General features: G+C 45.9%; 19 protein-coding genes. 5 read left to right on the forward strand and 14 right to left on the reverse strand.

Annotation, left to right across the window (positions count from 1 at the left end; all coding sequences use genetic code 11):
- Positions 1-36: 36 nt before the first annotated feature.
- From XMM312_RS04900 to rph, 3 genes are read right to left on the reverse strand one after another with little or no spacing between them, the layout of a single operon-like run.
- A complete protein-coding gene (locus XMM312_RS04900) occupies positions 37-645 on the reverse strand; it encodes a hypothetical protein (protein ID WP_173481946.1) in 609 nt (202 codons plus the stop codon).
- A gap of 3 nt (positions 646-648) precedes the next feature.
- Positions 649-1,233 carry a HupE/UreJ family protein gene (locus XMM312_RS04905; RefSeq protein ID WP_173481947.1) on the reverse strand — a complete coding sequence of 195 codons (585 nt, stop codon included), beginning with the start codon at positions 1,231-1,233 and terminating at the stop codon, positions 649-651.
- A 31-nt stretch (positions 1,234-1,264) separates the two neighbouring features.
- Complete coding sequence (rph, locus tag XMM312_RS04910) at positions 1,265-2,032, reverse strand: ribonuclease PH (RefSeq protein ID WP_305792080.1); 768 nt, start codon at positions 2,030-2,032, stop codon at positions 1,265-1,267.
- A gap of 85 nt (positions 2,033-2,117) precedes the next feature.
- Here rph and XMM312_RS04915 point away from each other — a divergent pair, with 85 nt between their 5' ends.
- Both XMM312_RS04915 and XMM312_RS04920 read left to right on the forward strand, forming a co-directional pair.
- On the forward strand, positions 2,118-2,969 hold the full coding sequence (locus tag XMM312_RS04915) for a YicC/YloC family endoribonuclease (protein WP_254442852.1): 852 nt from the start codon (positions 2,118-2,120) through the stop codon (positions 2,967-2,969).
- Positions 2,970-3,023: 54 nt separating this feature from the next.
- Complete coding sequence (locus tag XMM312_RS04920; protein WP_173481664.1) at positions 3,024-3,419, forward strand: DUF3429 domain-containing protein; 396 nt, start codon at positions 3,024-3,026, stop codon at positions 3,417-3,419.
- A 4-nt stretch (positions 3,420-3,423) separates the two neighbouring features.
- On the opposite strand, the gene XMM312_RS04925 is transcribed toward XMM312_RS04920, so the two are convergent.
- The 9 genes from XMM312_RS04925 to bktB all read right to left on the reverse strand — a co-directional run bounded on the left by XMM312_RS04925 (position 3,424) and on the right by bktB (position 14,001).
- On the reverse strand, positions 3,424-3,891 hold the full coding sequence (locus tag XMM312_RS04925) for a MaoC family dehydratase (RefSeq protein ID WP_173488783.1): 468 nt from the start codon (positions 3,889-3,891) through the stop codon (positions 3,424-3,426).
- 71 nt (positions 3,892-3,962) lie between these two features.
- Entirely contained in the window at positions 3,963-4,889 is a 927-nt protein-coding gene (locus XMM312_RS04930; protein ID WP_173481666.1) for a branched-chain amino acid ABC transporter permease, read from the reverse strand.
- 3 nt (positions 4,890-4,892) lie between these two features.
- Positions 4,893-5,771 carry a branched-chain amino acid ABC transporter permease gene (locus XMM312_RS04935; RefSeq protein ID WP_173481806.1) on the reverse strand — a complete coding sequence of 293 codons (879 nt, stop codon included), beginning with the start codon at positions 5,769-5,771 and terminating at the stop codon, positions 4,893-4,895.
- A 64-nt stretch (positions 5,772-5,835) separates the two neighbouring features.
- Positions 5,836-7,041 carry an ABC transporter substrate-binding protein gene (locus XMM312_RS04940; RefSeq protein WP_217363841.1) on the reverse strand — a complete coding sequence of 402 codons (1,206 nt, stop codon included), beginning with the start codon at positions 7,039-7,041 and terminating at the stop codon, positions 5,836-5,838.
- 51 nt (positions 7,042-7,092) lie between these two features.
- On the reverse strand, positions 7,093-7,806 hold the full coding sequence (locus XMM312_RS04945) for an ABC transporter ATP-binding protein (RefSeq protein ID WP_173481667.1): 714 nt from the start codon (positions 7,804-7,806) through the stop codon (positions 7,093-7,095).
- Positions 7,806-8,585: an ABC transporter ATP-binding protein gene (locus XMM312_RS04950; RefSeq protein WP_173481668.1), complete on the reverse strand. Its 780-nt coding sequence runs from the start codon at positions 8,583-8,585 to the stop codon at positions 7,806-7,808. Before XMM312_RS04950 ends, XMM312_RS04945 begins: the two co-directional genes overlap by 1 nt.
- A gap of 257 nt (positions 8,586-8,842) precedes the next feature.
- Positions 8,843-10,600, reverse strand: coding sequence for an acyl-CoA dehydrogenase (locus tag XMM312_RS04955; protein WP_173481669.1), 1,758 nt, complete (start codon positions 10,598-10,600; stop codon positions 8,843-8,845).
- Positions 10,601-10,614: 14 nt separating this feature from the next.
- Positions 10,615-12,738 carry a fatty acid oxidation complex subunit alpha FadB gene (gene fadB, locus XMM312_RS04960; protein ID WP_173481670.1) on the reverse strand — a complete coding sequence of 708 codons (2,124 nt, stop codon included), beginning with the start codon at positions 12,736-12,738 and terminating at the stop codon, positions 10,615-10,617.
- Positions 12,739-12,822: 84 nt separating this feature from the next.
- Positions 12,823-14,001: a beta-ketothiolase BktB gene (bktB, locus tag XMM312_RS04965; protein WP_173481671.1), complete on the reverse strand. Its 1,179-nt coding sequence runs from the start codon at positions 13,999-14,001 to the stop codon at positions 12,823-12,825.
- A 144-nt stretch (positions 14,002-14,145) separates the two neighbouring features.
- Between bktB and XMM312_RS04970 the strand changes: the two genes are divergently transcribed.
- Complete coding sequence (locus XMM312_RS04970; protein ID WP_173481672.1) at positions 14,146-15,150, forward strand: AraC family transcriptional regulator; 1,005 nt, start codon at positions 14,146-14,148, stop codon at positions 15,148-15,150.
- Here the strand turns inward: XMM312_RS04970 and XMM312_RS04975 are convergent.
- Complete coding sequence (locus tag XMM312_RS04975) at positions 15,147-16,172, reverse strand: MBL fold metallo-hydrolase (protein WP_173481673.1); 1,026 nt, start codon at positions 16,170-16,172, stop codon at positions 15,147-15,149. The two genes, XMM312_RS04970 and XMM312_RS04975, sit on opposite strands and share 4 nt — an antisense overlap.
- Positions 16,173-16,191: 19 nt before the next feature.
- Entirely contained in the window at positions 16,192-17,832 is a 1,641-nt protein-coding gene (locus XMM312_RS04980) for a fatty acid--CoA ligase (RefSeq protein WP_173481674.1), read from the reverse strand.
- 179 nt (positions 17,833-18,011) lie between these two features.
- On the opposite strand from XMM312_RS04980, the gene XMM312_RS04985 reads away from it, so the two are divergent.
- Together XMM312_RS04985 and XMM312_RS04990 are read left to right on the forward strand one after the other, a co-directional pair.
- Entirely contained in the window at positions 18,012-20,762 is a 2,751-nt protein-coding gene (locus XMM312_RS04985) for a cache domain-containing protein (RefSeq protein ID WP_173481675.1), read from the forward strand.
- Between the two features lie 6 nt (positions 20,763-20,768).
- A complete protein-coding gene (locus XMM312_RS04990; RefSeq protein ID WP_173481676.1) occupies positions 20,769-21,467 on the forward strand; it encodes a response regulator transcription factor in 699 nt (232 codons plus the stop codon).
- Positions 21,468-21,657 lie beyond the last annotated feature (190 nt).

Raw genomic sequence — 21,657 nt, forward strand, 5'->3', positions numbered from 1 at the left:
GATTTTAGAAACCCTCTTTACGAGGGTATTTTATTGTTAGTGCGAGAAGAAAGCTAACATCATGATCTGAATCGCTGCGAGCCAAGAGCAGGCTACCCTGACGGCAATTCGTGAAAAGGTTGCGGGCAGCTTTTCCAGTAGTAACTCACCGGTTGCGGCGCCAAGCATCACTGGCAATATCGCCCCAAGTGTCACACCGACATAGATGGAGACGCTTAACTCCATCCAGACATGCCCCTCCAAAGAGACCATCTGGACAAGCAGGCCAGTAAACAGTGCAAGGATCAGTGTTAGCGGTTTGAACTGCTGGTTCAAGCTAGCACCCAGGGTTGCAGTGATAGCGCCGACAACCGTAGCCCCCATCATCACCCAGGTGGTTACTGAAGGCGCCAGTAAAAAGCCCAAGACTAACCCCACAACAAAGAGGGGAAGGGCTTGAACCACACCGCGATTCTTCCACAGTGCAATCATTAGGCCTAAAGAGAGGGTGGCAAATAGAGTGACTTGATCAAAGATCACCACGCTGGCCCCTTCAACAAAACTAGCAAATTGATCGGTGCCAGCCCCAAAACTATGCGCTACTGCCAGGTTAGGCAGTAACACTGAGGTCAAAAGAAGCAGTATTGAGCGTGATGGATAGACCATAGGTTAAAGCACACCAAATAGGTAGCCAGCACCGACTAATGCAATGATCGCCCCACCTAGACGAACCAAACTCGCACCAAAATCGAGTTTGGTTAGGAAGCCGAACGCGATACCGATAAGGTGCAGTAGACCAGTCGCAATTACAAATCCAACGGCATAACCGTAAGCGTTAAACTCTGTTGGGAACTCTGTGCCGTGAGCGTGACCATGGAAGATCGCAAAGATGCCCACGATCACAGCGGCTATCCATAGCGGTGCCTTAACAGCAAAGACAATCAGCAGACCAAGAACCACACCCGAAAGCGCAATACCCGTCTCCACTGCAGGAAGCGGCATACCGGCAATGCCTAAAGCACCGCCAATTGCCATGACCAGTGGAAAAACGACCGGAAGTATCCAGATGGCGGGTGCGCCTAAAAAAGCACCCCAAAGGCCGACTGCAACCATTGCAACGACATGATCCCAACCCATGATGGGGTGCCAGAAGCCAGATGCAAAACCTGTGTTGATACCTTCACCAGTATGGGCAAACGCCATGCTGCTGAAAATCATCAAAGATAGAGCTGTAGCGAGTTGTTTGATAGTCATTCTTAGTTCCAGGAAATTAAATTTTAGTTGCTTACGCCAGTGAGGCTTTTTGGATTGCTGTGAGCTCTTCAATGCCTTTCTTAGCTAAGGTTAGCATCTGATTCAGTTCATCTTGAGTGTAAGGAGCACCTTCTGCTGTGCCTTGGACTTCAACAAAACCGCCGGTTTCAGTCATGACGACGTTCATATCAGTTTCGGCTGTTGAATCTTCTGCATAATCCAAATCCAATACCGCTTGGCCTTTATAGATGCCCACCGAAATAGCTGCGACTTGGTTTTTAATCGGGTTGCCTTTTAGTGCGCCGTTTTTGTCTTTTTTCAGTTCGTTGATCGCATCAATCAGCGCAATGTACGAACCGGTAATTGAGGCGGTACGAGTACCACCATCTGCTTGCAGAACATCACAGTCGATGGTGATGGTGTTCTCGCCTAGCTTATCTAGATCAATCGCAGCACGCAGTGAACGGCCGATCAGGCGCTGAATCTCAAGCGTGCGTCCTGACTGCTTACCGCGCGATGCCTCACGATCGGTGCGGCTATTGGTTGCACGAGGCAGCATGCCATACTCAGCGGTTACCCAACCTGAGCCTGATCCGCGCAACCAGCGAGGTACACCTCGAGTAACTGACGCATTACAAAGGACTTTTGTATTGCCAAACTCGATCAAAACCGAACCTTCTGCATGCATTGTAAAATTACGAGTGACTTTAACGTCGCGCATTTGGTCTGGTTGACGCCCACTTGGGCGCATTGCATCTAAACCTAGGTTTTTCAATTGATCAGAGAGTGGAGAGCTCATGTAGGTACCTTAAAAGTGCCGGCATCGGCTGTTATAGTGACAATCAATCTATGGTAATCGAGTTTGACAGTATATGACACAGAGTATGACCGCTTTTGCCCGTTCAGAAGCTGAATTTTCATGGGGTACCTTGGTTTGGGAAATTCGTTCGGTTAATCAGCGTTTCTTAGAGCCTCATTTCAAACTTCCAGACTTTATGCGTCAGCACGAGATAGCCATTCGCGACAAGCTGCGCAAACGCCTGGCCCGCGGCAAAGTTGAATGTTCGCTTCGGTTCCATGAATCGGTGGGTCAGCAGAGTGTTCAAGTGGATCAAGTGCGGTTGCAGCAGATTAATGAAGCGCTACAGCAGATTAAACTCAGTGGTGCTTCAGAGGGAAGGGTTGATCCTTTGGCTCTGCTTCAATTCCCGGGCGTGATGAACAGCACTTCAGCTGATCCTGGTGAGGTAGGTCAGGCCGCGCTAGCGCTATTTGATGACGCATTGGCTCAACTTATTGAGGGCCGTCATCGCGAAGGGATTGAGTTGGCGGGTTTGATAGAGGATAGGTTGCAGTCAATTGCGGCGATCGTCGGCAAAATAAGATCAAAAATTCCGCAAATTATCGAAAATCAAAAAGCGAATCTAGTCGAAAGAGTGTCGCAATTAGGAGTCGACCTTGATGCCGAACGTCTTGAGCAAGAGGTAGTGCTGTTGGCACAACGTGCCGACGTTGCAGAAGAGCTGGACCGTCTAGATACCCATGTGACTGAAGTAAGACGCATCTTAATAGAGAAGGGGCCAATTGGTCGTAAGCTGGATTTTCTAATGCAAGAGTTGAACCGTGAAGCTAACACACTGGGCTCCAAATCCGTTGTCGTCGCAACGACTCAAAGCGCGGTAGAGCTTAAGGTTTTGATTGAACAGATGCGCGAGCAGATACAGAATATCGAATAAGATCCTGAATACCGACAGCTGCGTAACTCATAGAAACAGTTAAGAGTATTTCGCGTGATTAAGTTAGCACACCGTCTGGGTTATGCCGGGTTGATCCCTTTCGTCGGATTGGCTTTTCAGTTTGAAGATGCAGCGTCTGTATCGGCTTTTATGAGTTATTCCGCTGTGATCCTCTCGTTTTTAGGAGGGATTCACTGGGGAGTTGCTATGCGGGATAGCAACTTTGCTTCTGATGCTCGTTTGGCCATTTGCATGCTCCCTTCACTTTTAGCCTGGTTGGCACTTTTACTCCCCCTCTATTTAGGTTTGTGGGTTGGGTTAATTGCCTTTTTGGTTTGGTGGGCCTGGGATCATACTCAGATTGAAGATGGCGATTATCGGAGATTGAGAACTCATCTAACGGTGGTCGTTTCGCTATGCCACATCTGGTTGATTGCTCATTTAAATTAGTTGACTATTTTGGAGCGAAAATTCCGCCTTTCACTCCCGCGCTGGTGCGAAATACCAATAGCGAGCTATCAAATGTTTGGCGTGTTTCCCCATGCTGGTTGATGGTTTTAGCAAGAATCTTCACCACACCGCGATCTGGTTTCGACTTCGAAGGGATCACCTCTAAAATTTCTGTCTCAACGTGTAGTACATCTCCAGGACGCGTTGGTGTTAGCCAGCGAAGGGTGACTCCACCACCAATAACCCCTGAGGCAATCGGCAAGGATTTGGCAATCAGACGCATAGTGATAGAACCCACCTGCCAGCCACTTGCTGCAAGGCTCTCAAAGAAGGAGTCCTGCGCAGATTCATCTGATAGATGGAAGGGTTGTGGGTCATAGTGCTCAGCAAAGGCTACGATATTTTCATCAGTGATCTCATAGCTTTCACTCTCAAATCTATCTCCGGCATTCAGGTCTTCAAGGTAGAGCATTGATATATCCTAGTCTTAATAGATAAAAAAGGCCGACAAAATGTCAGCCCTTGTGAGAGTAACTTAAATTGTTAGAAGTTACGCTCTTTGAATTTTTTGAATTGGCCAACAATACCTGCGCGGAATGCAAGTACACAGATAACAAACACCGCACCCATAATGATGTGAATGTAGTTACCTAGGTCGCCTGTAGATAGGTAGTTTTGCATTGTTACTATGACACCTGCCCCCACCACTGGTCCCATGAGAGTGCCTACACCACCAACTAGAGTCATCAGGATAACTTCACCCGACATGTGCCAGTGAGCATCGGTAAGTGACGCTAGGTTGAAGACAATAGTCTTGGTTGAACCCGCTAGTGCTGCAAGTGCAGATGAGATAATAAATGCCAGCCACTTGTAGTTGTTAACGTTGTATCCCAGAGAGATTGCACGTGGCTCGTTCTCGCGGATAGCTTTAAGAACCTGGCCAAAAGGCGAGTGCACAGTACGCTGAATGATCGCAAACCCAATCAGGAAGATGACAGCGACCGTGTAGTACATCGCGACATTATCTGTAAGGTCGATGAGGCCAAAGAGGTTACCGCGGGGAATGCCCTGCATGCCGTTCTCGCCACCTGTGAAATCAGATTGCAGGTATACGAAGAAGGTTAACTGAGCGAGAGCAAGGGTAACCATTGCAAAGTAGATGCCTTCGCGCTTGATTGCCAATTTGCCGTAAATTGCCCCAAGTAGTGCGCCAGCTAGGGTACCCATAAGAATACCAATCTCAGTTGATACGCCAAGATTCATCATCGCCCATCCGGTAATGTAGCCGCCGGTACTTAGGAAGGCTGCGTGGCCAAAAGAGAGGATGCCAGCATAACCAAGAAGTAGATTGAATGCGGCTGCAAATAGCGCAAAGCAGAGAAGTTTAGCCAAAAAAACTGGGTAGAGTAGGTAGGGCGCCACGCCAAGCACTACTACGGCAATAATTAGATTTCGAATATTGGTATTCATCTGTTATGCCTCTTTTCCAAATAAACCAGCAGGTTTAAACATCAGAACCAGCATCATCACAACAAAAATGACTGTAGTGGATGCTTCTGGGTAGAAGTATTTAGTTAGACCTTCAACAACCCCCATGCCTAAACCGGTAGCGATAGCGCCACCGATGGAGCCCATGCCACCAATGACTACGATGGCAAATACAATAATCAAAATGCTAGAGCCCATATCCGGTGATACAGAGTAGACAGGTGCTGCAAGAACACCGGCTAAACCAGCTAGAGCCACACCAAAACCAAAGGTTAGTGTGACCATCAAGGGTACGTTAATACCAAAGGCTTGAAGGAGTTTAGGGTTCTCAGTACCTGCGCGAAGGTAAGCTCCAAGTTTGGTCTTTTCAATCATGAACCAGGTGCCTAGGCAGACCACAACTGATGCAACAATGATCCAAGCGCGGTAAGTAGGCAGGTACATGAACGGTAGTTTAATACCGCCTTTTAGTTCAGCTGGCACAGGGTAGCCCTGACCAGATGAACCGAATATGTGGGTAAAAGTACCCTGCAGCATGAGAGCGATACCGAAGGTTAAAAGTAGACTGTATAGATGGTCTAAATTAGCGATCGGACGGATTAAGAAACGTTCGATAAGTATGCCCAATACACCGACAGTTACTGGCACGACAACAAGTGCTGCCCAGTAATTCAAACCGGTCCATTTGAATGCTAATAGCGCAGCAAAAGCACCAAGCATATACATTGCGCCCTGAGCGAAGTTGATGATTCGCAACAGACCAAAAATGATGGCAAGACCTAAACTTAAAAGGGCGTAGAAAGAACCGTTTATCAGTCCTACCAGCAGTTGCCCGCTTAACGCCATAATATTGATATCGAACATGCTATTACCGATCTCAAACTGAAAGATGGGGAGCGCCAAGCACTCCCCCTTTATTTAACCGCAATTACTTAGCAGAGAAATCACACTCTGGGTTCATTGGGTTGTAAGCTTCGTTACCTGGGATAACTTTTACGATGTCGTAGATGTCATCTTCAGATTTACGGTTTGCAGGATCTTTGATCTCTACTAGAAGCATGTCGTGAACCATACGACCGTCGCCACGTAGAGACGCGTTACGAGCGAAGAAGTCAGTTGGGTTAGCAGACTTCATCTTAGCCATAACAGCGTCAGCATCGTCGGTACCTGCTGCTTCAACAGCTTTCAGGTAGTTCATAGTTGCTGAATAAGCACCTGCGTGAACCATTGTTGGGATTGAGCCGTGGATCGCTTTGAAGCGGTTGCTCCATTCACGAGTCTGCTCGTCCATATCCCAGTAGAAACCAGTTGTTAGACGCATGCCTTTAGCAACATTGCCGTCCATCGCTTTAGTATCTGTTGCGAAAACAAGCAGACCTGCGATATCAGACTGTTCTGTTAGACCGAACTCGATAGCAGCTCTTAGAGCGTTAGTTGTGTCGTTACCTGCGTTAGCAAGTGCTACAACTTCAGCGCCAGAAGCCTGAGCCTGTAGTACGTAAGAAGAGAAGTCTGTTGTACCTAGTGGAGCACGAACTGCACCTACTACTTCACCGCCGTTCGCTTTGATTACGCCGCTAGAAACACCTTCAAGCGCGTGGCCGAAAGAGTAGTCAGCAGTGATGAAGAACCACTTCTTCTTGCCTGCAGCAACCATGTTCTTAACAGTACCGTTTGCAAGAGCTGCTACGTTGTATGTCCAGTGAGCGATGTATGGAGAACAAACACCTGCTTTAGCTGTGAAAGAGTGTGAAGCTGAACCAGTGATCAGTGCGATGTTTTTGTTCGCAGAAGTCACCTGAGTTACAGCGCCTGTTACAGCTGAAGATACTAGGCCGCCGATGGTGTCTACGCCTTCGTCTTCAACCCACTTACGAACGATTGAAGAGGCAACGTCTGGCTTAAGCTGTGAATCTGCTGAAACAAGTTCGATTGGCTGACCAAGAACTTTGCCACCGAAATCATCGATAGCCATCTGAGTAGCTTCGGTCATACCCTTGCCGCCAACGTCAGCGTATATGCCGCCCATGTCGCCAATTACACCGATTTTAACTTTGCCGTCTACAGTTGCTGCAGTCGCTGTTGCTGCCATGCTAGCTGCGATCATTGAAGCGAGTAGTGTTTTACGCATCATCTTTTCTCCACATTGGATTTTTTTGTTATCTGACTATCTTCGGCTGTTTAATTAGACGCCTAGGTAGCTGTTTAGAAGCTCTGTTTTTGCTTCCAATTCATCTGCTTGAATCTCTTCAACTATGTGTCCGTGCTCCATCACGTAGTGACGGTCAGCTATCGGAGCCGCAAAGCGGAAGTTTTGTTCAACAAGCAAAATTGTTAAGCCGCGCTCTTTAAGCTGTACAAGAACATCGGCAAGTTTGTCGTTAATAACCGGTGCAAGACCTTCAGTGATTTCATCAAGTAGAAGGATGTTGGCACCTGTTCTTAGAATGCGAGCAAGCGCAAGCATCTGCTGCTCACCACCTGATAAGCGCGTGCCCTGACTCATTCGGCGCTCATATAGGTTAGGGAACATCTCAAAAATTTCATCGACGCTCATCCCGCCAGAGCGAACATTTGGAGGAAGCATCAAATTTTCCTCTACGTTCAAGCTTGCGAAGATGCCACGCTCTTCGGGACAGTAGCCAAGTCCCAAATGGGCAATGCGGTGTGAAGCCATGTTGATGGTTTCATTGCCATTAATGACGATCTGACCGCTACGTTTGCCTACCAGGTTCATGATCGCTTTTAAGGTTGTAGAGCGCCCTGAACCATTGCGCCCTAACAGGGTGACAAGCTCTCCCTCCATAACATGAAGGTCGATACCGTGCAGGATGTGACTTTCACCGTAGTAAGCGTGAAGGTTGCTAATGCGAATCTTTTCTCGATGACTATGGCTCATTAGTGTGCTCCTGCTGCATCTGCTTCGCGGCCCATGTAGGCTTCGCGAACTTGTGGATCTGCAGATACAGTTGCGTAATTACCCTCTGTAAGGATCTGGCCGCGTTGCAGAACGGTTATTTGATCGGCTAGGGTCGAAACTACCTTGAGGTTATGTTCAACCATAAGAATCGTGCGATTTTTGCTTACCTGTTTGATTAGATCCGTAGTGCGACCAACATCCTCATGTCCCATACCCTGAGTTGGTTCATCAAGGAGCATCAATTCAGGATCTAGTGCGAGTGTTGTGGCAATTTCTAGGGCGCGTTTACGGCCGTATGCCAGGTCAGTCGTAACTGTGTTTGCAAACTCTTTAAGACCTACTGATTCCAGTAGTTCCATGCAACGGTCATTAAGGCCGTTAAGAATTTTTTCTGAGCGCCAGAAGTGCATGCTGTGCCCCTCTTTACGCTGCAAAGCAACACGGACATTCTCAAGTACCGTCAGGTGTGGAAAAACTGCAGAGATTTGGAATGAGCGGATAATACCCATTCGCGCAATCTCAGCTGGCTCTTTTCGAGTAATGTCATGCCCATTGAATGTAATGACGCCCGAAGTTGGCTGAAGGAACTTAGTCAGCAGGTTGAATACTGTGGTTTTACCTGCTCCGTTTGGACCAATAAGCGCGTGGATATTGCCGCGTTTAACATTCAAGTTAACATCAGAGACGGCGGTAAAGCCTTTAAACTCTTTCGTCAAATTTTTGGTCTGGAGAATGAATTCTGACTGATTTGAAGCCATTACTTTTATTATCCCTTGGTTTCCACTTCATTTAGTGGTTCTAGCTTTTCATCCAAGGTTAAGTAGTAAGCTTGTCGTAACTATTAAGAGAATGCGACGAATTGTGTTTTGCGGGGCGGTCTTTTCAACATTTGTGACACAATTTAAATAAATGCATATTTTTCAGATGCTTAGATAATATTATCCATTGGTATTAGAGCGCTTTTTAGACAAAAAAATGCCCTGCTGTGACAGGGCAAAAGATTTAAGTCTGAAATTTAAAATTGACTGATTTCGAACTTAAATAGGGAGTTAAGACCTTTTTGTGCCAGACCTAGGTGGGTTTGAGCACGTGGAAGTAGATACTCTATGTAGAATTGAGCGGTAGCTAACTTAGCTGCAATAAAGTCGCTAGAATAGCTGTCGGTTGAGCTCGTTTTTGCTGCCGTAGCCGAGCGCGCAAGCATCCACCCGCCGCAAAGGTAACCCATGCCCATGAGGTAATCGAAGCTAACGGCCGCACCCTGGTTTAGATCTGATGCTGTTATAGCTTTTACAGCGGCTTGAGCCTCTTTCACTGAGTTGGCAAGCGCTTCCCCGATTACAGATAAACCCTCAACTTGGGCAGTTTCTTGTGCTGTATTTAACACTTCTGCTAGGAAGTTGTTCACTGTAGCGCCCTGATCTAGAAGCGTTTTGCGTCCCACTAAATCAAGCGCCTGGATTCCAGTTGTTCCTTCGTATATTGGAAGAATTCGTGCATCTCTAAAGTGTTGCGCGGCACCTGTCTCTTCAATGAAGCCCATGCCGCCATGAATCTGCACATTAAGTGAGCATACCTCCTGGGCAAGTTCAGTCATCCAGCCTTTAACAATAGGTGTGTATAGTTCAACGCGCTTTTGGGCTTCTATGTTGTCCGCGTCGTGGTGTGCACGATCAATCTCTGCAGCTGCTTCAAGGACAAATGCGCGCATCGCCTCAGTTGCAGCTCTTTGCATCAGAAGCATGCGACGAACATCAGGAAATTCGATGATGGCAAGTTTGTCGCCATTTTTTGAGCGGCCTTGGATACGATCGCGGGCATAGCTAACAGATTGTTGGCGAGCGCGCTCAGCGATTGAAAGGCCCTGTAATCCGACAGATTGGCGAGCGTGATTCATCATTGTGAACATGTACGCTAAGCCTTTGTTTGCTTCCCCAATTAGGTAACCCACTGCGCCGCCCTGATCACCAAAACTCATGACACAAGTTGGACTAGAGTGGATGCCTAGCTTGTGCTCAAGGGCTATGGCATGTGCATCATTTCGTTGTGTGTAATTACCCGACGCGTCTTTAAGAAACTTAGGCACTAAGAATAGTGAAATCCCTTTTACGCCTGCTGGAGCATCTGGAAGGCGTGCTAATACCAAGTGGACAATATTATCTGTCATCTGGTGATCGCCCCAGGTGATGAAGATTTTTTGACCTTTAACTAGGTAGTGATCGCCCATAGGTGTTGCTGTTGATCGAATGGCAGCCAGATCTGAACCTGCATCTGGTTCTGTAAGGTTCATGGTGCCCGTCCACTCACCTGTAACCATTTTTTCTAGGAACTCTGCTTTAAGTTCTTCGGAAGCGTGTTCTGTTACTGCTGCAACAGCACCCTGGTTTAGTAGAGGGCAAAGTGCAAATGCTAGATTGGCGCTCTGCCAAATTTCGTTCACAGCGGTACCTAATACATTGGGTAGATTTTGACCCATGTACTCCTCTTTAGAGGTGAGGCCGTTCCATCCGCCTTCTACAAATTGTGCATACGCCTCTTTATATCCCGCTGTCTCTTGGACGCCGTTAGAGTCCAGTTTTGGTGGGTTTTTATCACCAATAGAGTTTAATGGTGCCAATAGTTGGCTGCCTAGTTTTCCTGCTTCGTTTAAAACTATAGCGCCTAATTCGGAGTTGCACTCTTCAGCGCCAATCGTATTGCAAAGCTGATCAAACCCAATCACTTCATTGAGTACGAAAAGTGCATCATCTTGTGGGTGTTGGTAGTCACTCATGGATAATACTCCTATTAGTAAAATGTTCTGTTTTCGGTCGCGCGAGCGATGAAGCTTTCAGTTGTTTGGTATAGCGCGCCTAGCGAGGCATATTGCACTACCTTTGCTTGGAACTCTTTAATGCCTACTAGGTCGATATAACGTAGCGCACCGCCTCGGAATTTTGGAAAGCCTAGTCCGAGTATTAAACCCATATCTGCTTCGGCTGCAGATGAGACGATTCCATCTTCTAAGCAGCGAACGGTTTCCATGCACAAAGGAATCATGAGGCGATCAATGATCTCTTGATCGGTAAAGCTGCGCTGATCCGATGCATGCTCTGAAATGAGCGTAAGCGTGCTTTCTGCTGGACGTTTGAAACGATTACCATTTTCATCTTTGCCATAACTATAGAAGCCTGAGCCACTCTTCTGTCCTAGCTCACCTTTTGCAAGCAACGACTCAGCAATTACAGTACCGTCATGCCCCATGCGATCAGGGAAGCCTTGCTGTAGAACCTGATCAGCATGTACTAACACATCGATGCCAACAACATCGGCAAGGTAAGCAGGTCCCATCGGCCAGCCGAACGTCTCCATTACACGATCAATCTGCTCGAAATCTGCGCCATCTAGAAGTAGGCGGTTAAATGCATTGAAGTAGGGAAATAGAATTCGGTTAACTAGAAAGCCTGGACAATCATTTACAACAATAGGTTTCTTACCCATGGCGAGTGCGTAATTTACTGCACGAGCAACTGTTGCTTCGCTGGTTTTTTTGCCGCGAATAACTTCAACTAGAGGCATCGCATGTACGGGATTGAAAAAGTGCATACCGCAAAATTGCTCTGGACGCTTAAGCGATTCTGCCAAGCTTGTAATTGAGATGGTTGATGTATTCGAAGAGAGTACAGCGTCATCCCTTAACACACTCTCTACATCACTCAATACCATCGCTTTAACTTTTGGATTTTCGACCACAGCTTCAACAACCATATCGACATCACCAAAGCCTTCGTAATCGAGCGTTGGATTGATTTTAGTGAGTGTTTCAATCTTCTGTGCTTCGGATAGCTTACCCTTCTTAATTTGGCGATCGAGTAGTACGGTTGCTGTCGAAACACCGAGATCTAATGCAGGTTCGTTGATGTCTTTCATCTCAACCGGAATGCCGCTGATTGCAGACTGGTATGCAATACCACCGCCCATGACGCCGGCGCCAATAACTGCACCCTTGCTTACAGAACCGCCTGCTTTCGCAAAACGTTTAGCTTGAGTTTTAATGAATTGATCACTCGCAAAGAGGCCGCTTAATGCCTTGCCGGCATCGGATTGCATCAAAGTTGCAAAGCACTGAGCCTCAGCCTCGAGTGCTGAAGTGAAGTCTAATTGAGCTGTGTTACTGATTAGTTCGATGATCTCATTTGCAGCGGGTGTATTTGCATCCAACTGGGATCCAAATTTATTTAGAGCTGCAGCTTTGATGGCTTCACTGGTTTGTTCTGATGCTAGGTGTTTACGCAGACGTTGACTCTCTGTCTTTTGCTTGTTGCTGCTTAAGATTAGTGAGTTGGCGGTTTCAATTCCCGCATCATCAACAATCGCATCAACTAATCCTATCTCACGGGCTTTATCTGCCTTTAATGGTCTGCCAGATAGGATCATCTCAAAAGCCTTGTCTGCTCCAGCTAATCGAGCAACTCGAATATTTCCACCCCAGCCTGGGCAGAGACCTAGAGTAATTTCGGGTAGACCAATAAGTGCGTCCTGGGTAGCTACACGAAAATCGGTAGTTAAAGCGATCTCTAAACCACCGCCCAGCGCCATGCCGTTAATGATACTGACTGTTGGGAATGGCAGGTTTTCAATTGAATTAAAAAGGGCATGGGTTTCGTCAAGCATCTCAAGTATTGCAGCCTTCGGCTGTTTCTGTAGCTCGATTAGCTCAAGTATATTTGCACCTACAACAAAGGAAGATTTACTGCTGCGAATAATTAAGCCCAGCGCACTGCTTTCAGATTTGATCGTTTGAATCGCAGTTTTCAGTTCAGATAAAACAGCGGCGCTTAATGTGTTTACACTTGCATTATTCGAGTTGATGACAAGCTCAATTATAGAGTCTTTGCGTTGAATAACTTGGATATGTTCGCCTGTATACATCGTTCTTTTACCTTATAAAAAATGGCGGGTGAAATTCACCCGCCTAAAGACACTTCAAGGGTGATAGTGTCGAGCGAAAATTGATTAAGTTCGTTCTATTAGTGCAGCTATTCCTTGGCCGCCACCGATACATAGGCTAATGATTGCAAAGCGGCCTTGGGTGCGCTCAAGTTCGTAAAGTGCTTTTGTCGTGATGATGGCGCCCGTCGCACCAATTGGGTGTCCTAGAGATATCCCGCTTCCGTTTGGATTTAGACGATCCATAGGTAGTTTTAGCTCTTTAGCAACAGCCAAAGCCTGTGCTGCAAAGGCTTCATTGACTTCATATAGATCGATGTCATCTACAGAAAGGTTCTGGCGCGCAAGGATCTGTTGAATCGCAGGCACTGGACCAATTCCCATGTAGGCTGGGTCTACACCAGCAACGCTGTAATCGACCAGTCGTGCCATCGGTTTTAGGTTGCGACGCTGAGCCTCTTCTGCAGACATCATGACTACAGCAGCTGCCGCATCATTCAGTCCCGATGCATTACCTGCAGTTACCGTACCCTCACGTTTAAATACAGGTTTTAAATTGCTCATGTCAGTTAATGCGCAGTTGTGGCGAACATGCTCATCGGTATCGAATAGTTGTTCACCTTTACGGGTTTTCAATGTTACCGGTACGATCTGCTCTTTGAAGAAGCCATTTTCTATCGCCTTCTGAGCTCGATTATGGCTTGTGACTGCCAGTTGATCCTGCTCTTCACGGGAGATGTTGTATTTTTCTGCAAGATTCTCTGCAGTGACACCCATGTGTACTTTATTGATGGGACAGGTGAGTGCTCCCACCATTGCATCAACCATTATTCCATCCCCCATACGTTGTCCAAAACGTGCCGAAGGAAGGTGGTATGGAACTCGGCTCATCGATTCGGCACCGCCAGCGACCACTGTTTTGCAAATGCCTAATTGAATCTGTTGGGCTGCAGTTAGAATTGCCTGTAATCCACTACCGCAAAGGCGGTTTACTGTTAGTGCAGGTGTTGTTTCTGGGATGCCTGCGCCGATAGCAGCCACGCGCGACATGTACATATCTGCAGCTTCACTATGGGTCACATTTCCTATGACAGCCTGTTCGATGTCAGAGCTTTCTACGCCAGCGCGTTTAATCGCTTCGTTTATCACAAGTGCCCCAAGTTGTGTTGGTGCTTGATCCTTAAAAGAGCCGCCAAAGGTACCGATAGCTGTACGGGCAGCGCTTAGAAAAACTACTTCTTGCATGAAAAACTCCGACTTTGAATTGTTACAAAGGACACATTTTACGGATGTTAATAGGGGTTAGAATTGCAAAAACAGATCATAAATTAGCAAAAACGGACATGCTTATATAAAATAATTGCTCACTTATTACGGAATAGAAAAAGCATGAAATCTGTTCAGCAAACTATCTCCATTCACTTCGTTCATGAATTGATAAGCGCTTTGGATGATACGAGTATTGATGTGCCAATGTTACTCAGTAAGGCGGGTATAAATCCCCGTCTTCTTACTAGTCGGTTGTCACGTGTTACGCCAACGCAATTTTCCCGTTTTATTTTGTCTATTTGGCGTTCCATGGATGATGAGTTTATGGGAATGGCCAATAAAAAAGCCAGGTTTGGCTTGTTCATGCTAATGGCTAAACACGCCGTTCACTTACCTGATCTTGGCTCTTTATTGCGATATTTATGTGACTTTTATGTGCTTACTAGTAGCGCAATGAAACTGGATATAGAGGAGGATGCTGAGTGGGTGCGCCTAACACTGAAAGTCGATCCAAGTGACCACTACACTGGTCACACTTTAGAGGAGTTTTATCTGATGGTTTGGCATCGATTTGGTAGTTGGTTAGTCGGGAAAACAATAAATCTTAAAGTTATTGAATTTGCATTTTCGGAACAGCAGTATTTTTCTGAATATCAGCTCATGTACCCCTGTCCAGTTGTGTTTAATAAAACCGCTAATGCTTTGGTTTTTAAGCGCAGTCAGATGTCACTTCCTATCGTTCAAGATGAAGGTAGTTTGGATCAATACATAAGGCGCTTACCGTACGACTGGTTTACAAAGCAGGCGTATCAGCAAACATTTACTAAAAAAACCTATGACTATTTGGTGCGGGTTGGGTTTGCTGATGCATCAATTGAGAATTTGGCGAAAGGGCTGTACCTAACTTCCCGAACTTTAAGACGCAAACTTGCGGATGAAAAGAGTAGTTTCCAATCCATTAAAGATCGCGTGAGGCTGGATCAAGCAATTACACTACTTGGCCAGAAAAAATACTCAATCCAAAACATTTCAATAATGCTTGGCTTTTCTGACGCGCCTTCATTCTCTAGGGCGTTCAAGAACTGGACTGGCGTTTCGCCGCATACGTTTAGAGCTAAAAGTTAAATGGCAACGTATAGAGGAATGTCGCTCTCACCACCAATCACTTCAAGTTTCTGCTGTGCAATTTGATAGTTGATGTATGACCTCGTTTCTCCATAAGCAAGGTGGTGTTCGAACGGAGAAAGACCGCGAGGAAACAGTGCTCTTAACAGCTCTTCAACGGTACTTGGTGTTTTACAAAAGCGAGTGATTTTGTTTGCGTTTTCAAGATAACCGTTGACTAGCTCATCGATTCGAGCTGAAAGATTGGTCATAGATTTTTCATGGGAAGGCAGCACGAGTGTACTAGATGGCAATGCTTTAAGCTCAAGTAGTCCATCGATCCAAGTTTTTAATGGATTGCCTTTGGCATCACCAAATCGAACGCTTACATTAGAGCTTATTCTGGCAAGTACCTGGTCTCCTGAGATCAGTATATTTCTATCTCGGTTGAACAGTGATACGTGGGCTACGGTGTGGCCATCATTTACAAAAATGTCCCAGGTCTCGTTTTTGATTGTGATCGTGCCTGATTCAAGTTCAACGTAATTGCTTGGGAGTGGATAAAAGGCCCGTTGAAAACCCAATAATCCTTTTATGATTAGCTCGTACTCAGACTCAGGAATACCTCCTTGATGGTAAAACTCATTGAGACTGCTTGATAGGTCAGCATCTTCAGAGGGATTCATTGCTAAAAATTGATTTATTCCATCGTATTCGGGTTTGCTTACCCAAAGAGGTACTTTCCATTTTTCACAGATCCAACCTGCTACACCGATGTGGTCTACATGAGCATGAGTGGCTAGTACGGCCTTTAAAGGTCTTGATTCAGGCAGCTTTTCTAGGATGTTTTCTAGAATTTTTTGCGACTTTTCGCTTTTTATGCCTGTATCAACAAGGATCCACCCGTCGTAATCTTCCACTAGGTAAACGTTAATATGATCCAGTGCAAAGGGTAGAGGTAACCGAATTTGGTAGATGCCTTCTGCGACCTCTGTGGGGATACCCAGTAGGTTGTCTTCGGGTATTGATTGCACTGAATTCATATTGTCTAGTTTGCCGTTGTTATACGTTTGCCCGTATTACCTTTTTGTCGATTTTACCGACACTTGTTTTCGGAATCGACTCAACAATCTTAACCTGTTGAGGAATAGCCCATTTATTTATTCGGCCACTCTCTACAAACTGCATTAAGTGTTGTTGGATTTCAGTTGGCTCTATAGTTGTATCGGCAGCAGCTACGATGAGTGCAAGCGGGCGCTCATCCCACTTTTCATCTGGTATGCCAACTACAGCGACTTCGTTCACAGCTGGGTGTTGGCTAATCAGATTCTCAAGTTCTAAGGAAGATATCCACTCGCCGCCAGTTTTGATGACATCTTTGATACGGTCTTTGATCTGCAAGAAACCGCGACCATCAATTGAGCCGACATCTCCGGTATGCAGCCAGCCGTTACTCCACAGCTCTTCGCTTCGTTCGGGCTCTTTTACATACCCTTGTGTTAACCAAGGTGCACGAACCACTACTTCGCCCATAGCTTCGCCATCGTGCGGAACATCGTTGCCATTAGGGTCAACGATGCGCAGGTCAACAAGACCCATTGGAACGCCTGTTTTGATACGCGTGCTCATCTGGTTTTCGATAGACAATTCACGTGTATCGGAGTGCAGGTAGGTTATGGTCAGTAGAGGACAGGTTTCGGACATGCCGTATCCGGTATGGAATTTAATTCCTTTGGCAGCCATAGCATTTGCTAGGCCAAGTGTCGGAGCACTTCCTCCGGTCATTAATTTCCAACGCGATAGATCGGTTGTTTTGGCCTCTTCAGACTCAAGGATCATCTGGAGCACAGCAGGAACACCGTGCGAGAAGGTTACACCCTCTTCGCGGTATAGGCGGACCAGTTTGTTTGGCTCATAACGACCCGGGTATACCTGCTTAATGCCTTTCATTGTTGCTACGTATGGAATGCCCCATGCGTGAACGTGGAACATAGGCGTCATAGGCATGTAGACGTCATCAGAACGAAGCAGTGGAAGTGCGTCGTATGCCCCCATGGTGACAGCAGCATTAAGTGTGTGCAGTACCAGTTGTCGGTGTGAGAAAAAGACCCCTTTAGGGTTTCCGGTTGTGCCGGTTGTATAGAAGGTTGTAGCTACAGAATTCTCATCGAAATCAGGGAAGTCATATTGTTCAGAAGACTCTGCAAGTAACGCTTCATATTCGCCAAGTGTCGCAAGCTTTGTGGATTTTGCACTCTCTTCATCTGTTAATTGAACCACCGCTTTCACAGATGGAACCTGAGGGGCAATGTCTTCAAAGAGTTCTACAAAATCATCATGTACTAAGACCATGTCATCTTCTGCATGGTTCATCGTGTAAGCAATTTGATCTGGGCTTAGACGAATATTTACATGGTGCAAGATTGCACCAATCATTGGTACAGCAAAGTACGCTTCTAAGTAGCGATGGCTATCCCAGTCCATTACAGCAACAGTATCGCCGGCACCTACACCCGACTTTGTAAGAAGGTTCGCGAGGCGAGCAATACGTTTGTTTAGTTCAACGTAGTTGAATCTAACCTTATCGCCGTAAACGATCTCCTGGTTAGGTTCATATCTAACACCTGAAAGAAGTAGGCTCTTGATTAGAAGGGGGTATTGGTAAGCACTTTCCGTTGGCGCCAGTATTTTTGTTGTTTTCATCGGTGTTTGCTCTTCTTTAAATTTGTTGCTGGGAAAAGTTTTAATGGGATTTAGTGAGTATCTATTAAATATCTTAAGGTTTGCGCAGTTCTGTCTAAATTCCACCGAAATGTGACTGATGCAGAAATTAACTCCCATAACGAATAGACTAGCTTCTTTGGTGATGAATATTTGATTTCATGAAACAGAATAAGATTCGAAATCGCTCCATACTGCTCATCTTGGCGATGCTTGGAATGACCTTTATTGGTATCTATAGCTACTCCGTGCCTCTTATTCGTGCGGAGGTGTACAAGATTGAGCGTAACTCTGCTCGTTTGGCGCTGGATAATGTCTATCAGCTGGCGGACAAGATGTTCTCGAGTGTCGATACTTATAGGCTACAGGCGCTTGAATCACGTAAAGCTTCTTTGCGTACCATCGTTGATCTAGTGGGCGCACAGTTAAGTCGCTCTGTTGTAGCAGGCGGCGATCCAAGAGCGATTATTAAACTGTTCGAACAGCTTCGATATGACGAAGAGGGTTATATCTGGATAGCGGATCGCAACGGTGTGCTCCTATCACACCCCAACCCTGAGTTAATTGGTAAGCCAATCTCCGATAGTTCTGATGGTCAGCTCGCTAAACTCGCGAAAATACACCGCGAAGTAACAGAGAAAGGCGAGGCTTTCATTAGCTATCCTTGGCAGCCAGTTGGCAGTGAGACCTCTTCTGAAAAACTATCCTTCATCCGCTTTTTTCCTGATCTAGGTATCAGTATTGGTACCGGCGTGTTTATGGCTGATATTGAGCGACAAGTGGTTGAACGGCGCCAGCAGTTGGTTGATGAGCTCCGTTCAGCGTTAATGGAGATTAAGATAGCCAGCACTGGCTACATGTTTATTTTTGATTCAGCGGGCTATTTGGTTTCGCACCCTAACTCTAATATAGATAAGACTAATGCTACCAATTTAAAAAATCCCACCACGGGAAGGTCGATTATTTTCGATCTGAAATCAGTTGCTGACACTGGAGAAGAGCTTGTCTATGCCTGGGACTCGCCTGCTGATCCGGGTAACTATGTGCATGAGAAGATCTCGCTTGTTCGCAAATTAGAAGGCCTCGACTGGTATATCTGTTCATCTGTTTATGTGGATGAATTGCAAAGTAGCGCTTTCACTCTAAGCCAGCGAATCCTGTTGATTGCGCTTACCACAATTCTTATAGCCGTCATTGTCGGCTCTTTTGCTATTGACCGAATTCTTTCGCCTCTTCGTCGCCTTGCATCCGCTGCCCAGCGTGTAAAAGATGGTGATTTTAGAGTTCGATCAGGTATTCAGCGCGATGATGAGCTCGGCATTCTAGCTTCAACTTTTGACAGTATGGTCGCACGTATCGGGCATAGTGTGGATGCTCTTGGCCAAGAGGTTGTGCGTAAATCCAACATGGTCGAACAATTAGAGGAGCGACAAACACTTATTCTGGATGCCCTCCCTGCTCAGGTTGCTTATCTAACTAGCGATCTACGTTTCCTTTTTGTTAACCGTGAATATGCGGCGTTTTATGGATTGAACAAGGAGGGCATTATTGGTCGCAGATTAAGGGATGTTATTCCGGGATCTATGCAGGTAGAAATTGCCTCTCACATTAATCGCTGCCTCTCTGGTGAGGATGTTGTTTTTGAGTATGTTTCCGAAGGGCCAAAGGGAGAGTTAATAACGCGTCGTCGATTCATTCCTGAGTTTGATGCTGCTGGAAACGTTGTTGGCATTTTCAACCTATCACTCGATATCACAGATGAGAAAAATTCAGAGCGAAGGATGCTTGAGGCCTCTCGCATGACTGCTGCCGGCCAGTTGGCGGGCGGTTTGACGCATGACTTTAATAATTTGCTTACAGTTATAATCGGGAACCTTATAGCAGCTAAAGATCATAATGAGTCAAAGAGCATTGAGGCCAATCTATCGCCTGCGTTGAGAGCGGCCTATCGTGGGGCTGATATTATTAGGCGCTTGATGACTTTTGCTCGTGCACAGTCTCAAGAGCTAGTCGTTGTGGGAGCGGCAGATGCTATTAATGGGGTTTCAGAGCTTATAAAAAGTTCTTTGCCAGCTTCTATAGATTTTAAAGTCACAAGTATTTCTGATGCTTTAATAGAAGTTGACTTGTCGCAGTTTGAAAATGCCCTAATCAATTTAGCGCTCAATGCGCGCGATAGCATGCCCGATGGTGGTCAAATTGAAATTCGAGTGGTCAACAGTGCCAACGCATCCCTTAATGGTTTTGATGAGGCGGTTGTCCCAGGGGACTATGCACTAATAGAAGTAATAGATACCGGTTCTGGATTTAGTGGTGATGCAGTTCAGAGAGCATTTGAGCCGTTTTTTACGACCAAGAAAGGTCGTGGCTCGGGGCTTGGTTTAAGTATGGTCTATGGCTTTGCTAAGCAGTCAAATGGTTACATTAGCATTCGGAATAATCCAGATGTGGGTTCGACGATCGCTATTCTTTTACCTTTGGCAGAACAGAGTGGGGTAGAGGTGCATCAGCTCTCTGGGGATACTGAGAAATTATCGCCAGTACTGAAGGACGGGCTTTTACTGTTAGTTGAGGATGATCTTGATGTGCGTCAGGTTGTGCGTGATCAATTAACCTCTTTGGGCTTAAGCGTAGTAGAAGCCTCGGATACTGATGAGGCGCTTTTATTGATAGATGCCATTCCTGATATTGGCACCCTAATCAGTGATATTGATCTTCCGGGACGTTTTAATGGCATTGAGCTTGCTAATCATCTATGTGGTAATAAGGGTGTTGAACGTATTTTATTAATGACGGGTAACTCTGAGTATGCAGGCGAACGCTCAACTGCGGCCTGCTACGAAATATTACTTAAGCCATTTACACGAGAACAGATTGTGACTGCCCTTAATAGGACGGTAGCAAAAGGATAACGATATATGGAAAAGAATCTGATCTACGTGGTCGATGATGAGTCAGATATTTGTGATCTGATTAGATTAGAGCTAGAGAAATTTGGTTACCAAGTAGCGACCTTTAACACGGGCGCTGCAATTCTTAAAGGACTTAAGCAGCAAAGACCAGAACTCTGTGTTGTCGATTTGGGTTTGCCAGACATGGATGGGCTGACGCTGGTCGGAGAGATGGTGAATCAGTTCAACGTGGGGGTTTTGATCCTGTCAGGTCGTGGCAGTCTTCCCGACCGTGTGCTTGGTCTAGAGTTAGGTGCTGATGATTACCTCACTAAGCCTTTTGAACCGCGTGAGTTGGTCGCAAGGGTCAAGAGTCTATTGCGTCGAATCCATCGTGACGATGTGGCTAATGCTGTACGTATAGCTCGTTTTTCAGGCTGGAGTTTTGATTTGGATTCATTAACTCTTACATCACAAACAGGCGAAGAGACGATTTTAAGCACGGCTGAGGCCAATATGCTTGTCTCGTTTTTGAAGGCGCCCAAAAAGATATTAACGCGTGATCAACTTCTTGGTGATCAGATTATTCCTTACGACCGAAGTATCGATTCGCGTATGTCCAGATTGCGTAAAAAAGTCGAAGAAAATGTTAAAGACCCAAAAATTATTAAAACCGTTTATGGAGCTGGGTATATGCTAACAGTTGATGTTAGATGGGAAAATTAAGAATTATCTGGATTGATTGCTAACATCTGCTACTTAATTCAAAAACAATATAAAAACCATATTTTTTATGTCCAGGTCTAACAAGTAAATGTCTGTATTTAACATTTTTTCGTGAAATCCCTACCCCGATAATTGTACTAATTAAAAGTAGTTGCTGAGATAAATCACTCAGCAATTTCATACGTTTGCA

Source organism: Marinobacterium sp. xm-m-312 (assembly GCF_013283295.1).
Taxonomy (GTDB): domain Bacteria; phylum Pseudomonadota; class Gammaproteobacteria; order Pseudomonadales; family Balneatricaceae; genus Marinobacterium_E.

Coding starts and splice junctions, on each gene's coding strand:
- XMM312_RS04980 (WP_173481674.1), bottom strand. CDS start 17,832: ATGAAAACAACAAAAATACTGGCGCCAACGGAAAGTGCTTACCAATAC.
- XMM312_RS04900 (WP_173481946.1), bottom strand. CDS start 645: ATGGTCTATCCATCACGCTCAATACTGCTTCTTTTGACCTCAGTGTTA.
- XMM312_RS04905 (WP_173481947.1), bottom strand. CDS start 1,233: ATGACTATCAAACAACTCGCTACAGCTCTATCTTTGATGATTTTCAGC.
- XMM312_RS04970 (WP_173481672.1), top strand. CDS start 14,146: ATGAAATCTGTTCAGCAAACTATCTCCATTCACTTCGTTCATGAATTG.
- XMM312_RS04990 (WP_173481676.1), top strand. CDS start 20,769: ATGGAAAAGAATCTGATCTACGTGGTCGATGATGAGTCAGATATTTGT.
- XMM312_RS04955 (WP_173481669.1), bottom strand. CDS start 10,600: ATGAGTGACTACCAACACCCACAAGATGATGCACTTTTCGTACTCAAT.
- XMM312_RS04975 (WP_173481673.1), bottom strand. CDS start 16,172: ATGAATTCAGTGCAATCAATACCCGAAGACAACCTACTGGGTATCCCC.
- bktB (WP_173481671.1), bottom strand. CDS start 14,001: ATGCAAGAAGTAGTTTTTCTAAGCGCTGCCCGTACAGCTATCGGTACC.
- rph (WP_305792080.1), bottom strand. CDS start 2,032: ATGAGCTCTCCACTCTCTGATCAATTGAAAAACCTAGGTTTAGATGCA.
- XMM312_RS04935 (WP_173481806.1), bottom strand. CDS start 5,771: ATGTTCGATATCAATATTATGGCGTTAAGCGGGCAACTGCTGGTAGGA.
- XMM312_RS04925 (WP_173488783.1), bottom strand. CDS start 3,891: ATGCTCTACCTTGAAGACCTGAATGCCGGAGATAGATTTGAGAGTGAA.
- XMM312_RS04915 (WP_254442852.1), top strand. CDS start 2,118: ATGACCGCTTTTGCCCGTTCAGAAGCTGAATTTTCATGGGGTACCTTG.
- XMM312_RS04945 (WP_173481667.1), bottom strand. CDS start 7,806: ATGAGCCATAGTCATCGAGAAAAGATTCGCATTAGCAACCTTCACGCT.
- XMM312_RS04985 (WP_173481675.1), top strand. CDS start 18,012: ATGAAACAGAATAAGATTCGAAATCGCTCCATACTGCTCATCTTGGCG.
- fadB (WP_173481670.1), bottom strand. CDS start 12,738: ATGTATACAGGCGAACATATCCAAGTTATTCAACGCAAAGACTCTATA.
- XMM312_RS04930 (WP_173481666.1), bottom strand. CDS start 4,889: ATGAATACCAATATTCGAAATCTAATTATTGCCGTAGTAGTGCTTGGC.
- XMM312_RS04950 (WP_173481668.1), bottom strand. CDS start 8,585: ATGGCTTCAAATCAGTCAGAATTCATTCTCCAGACCAAAAATTTGACG.
- XMM312_RS04940 (WP_217363841.1), bottom strand. CDS start 7,041: ATGATGCGTAAAACACTACTCGCTTCAATGATCGCAGCTAGCATGGCA.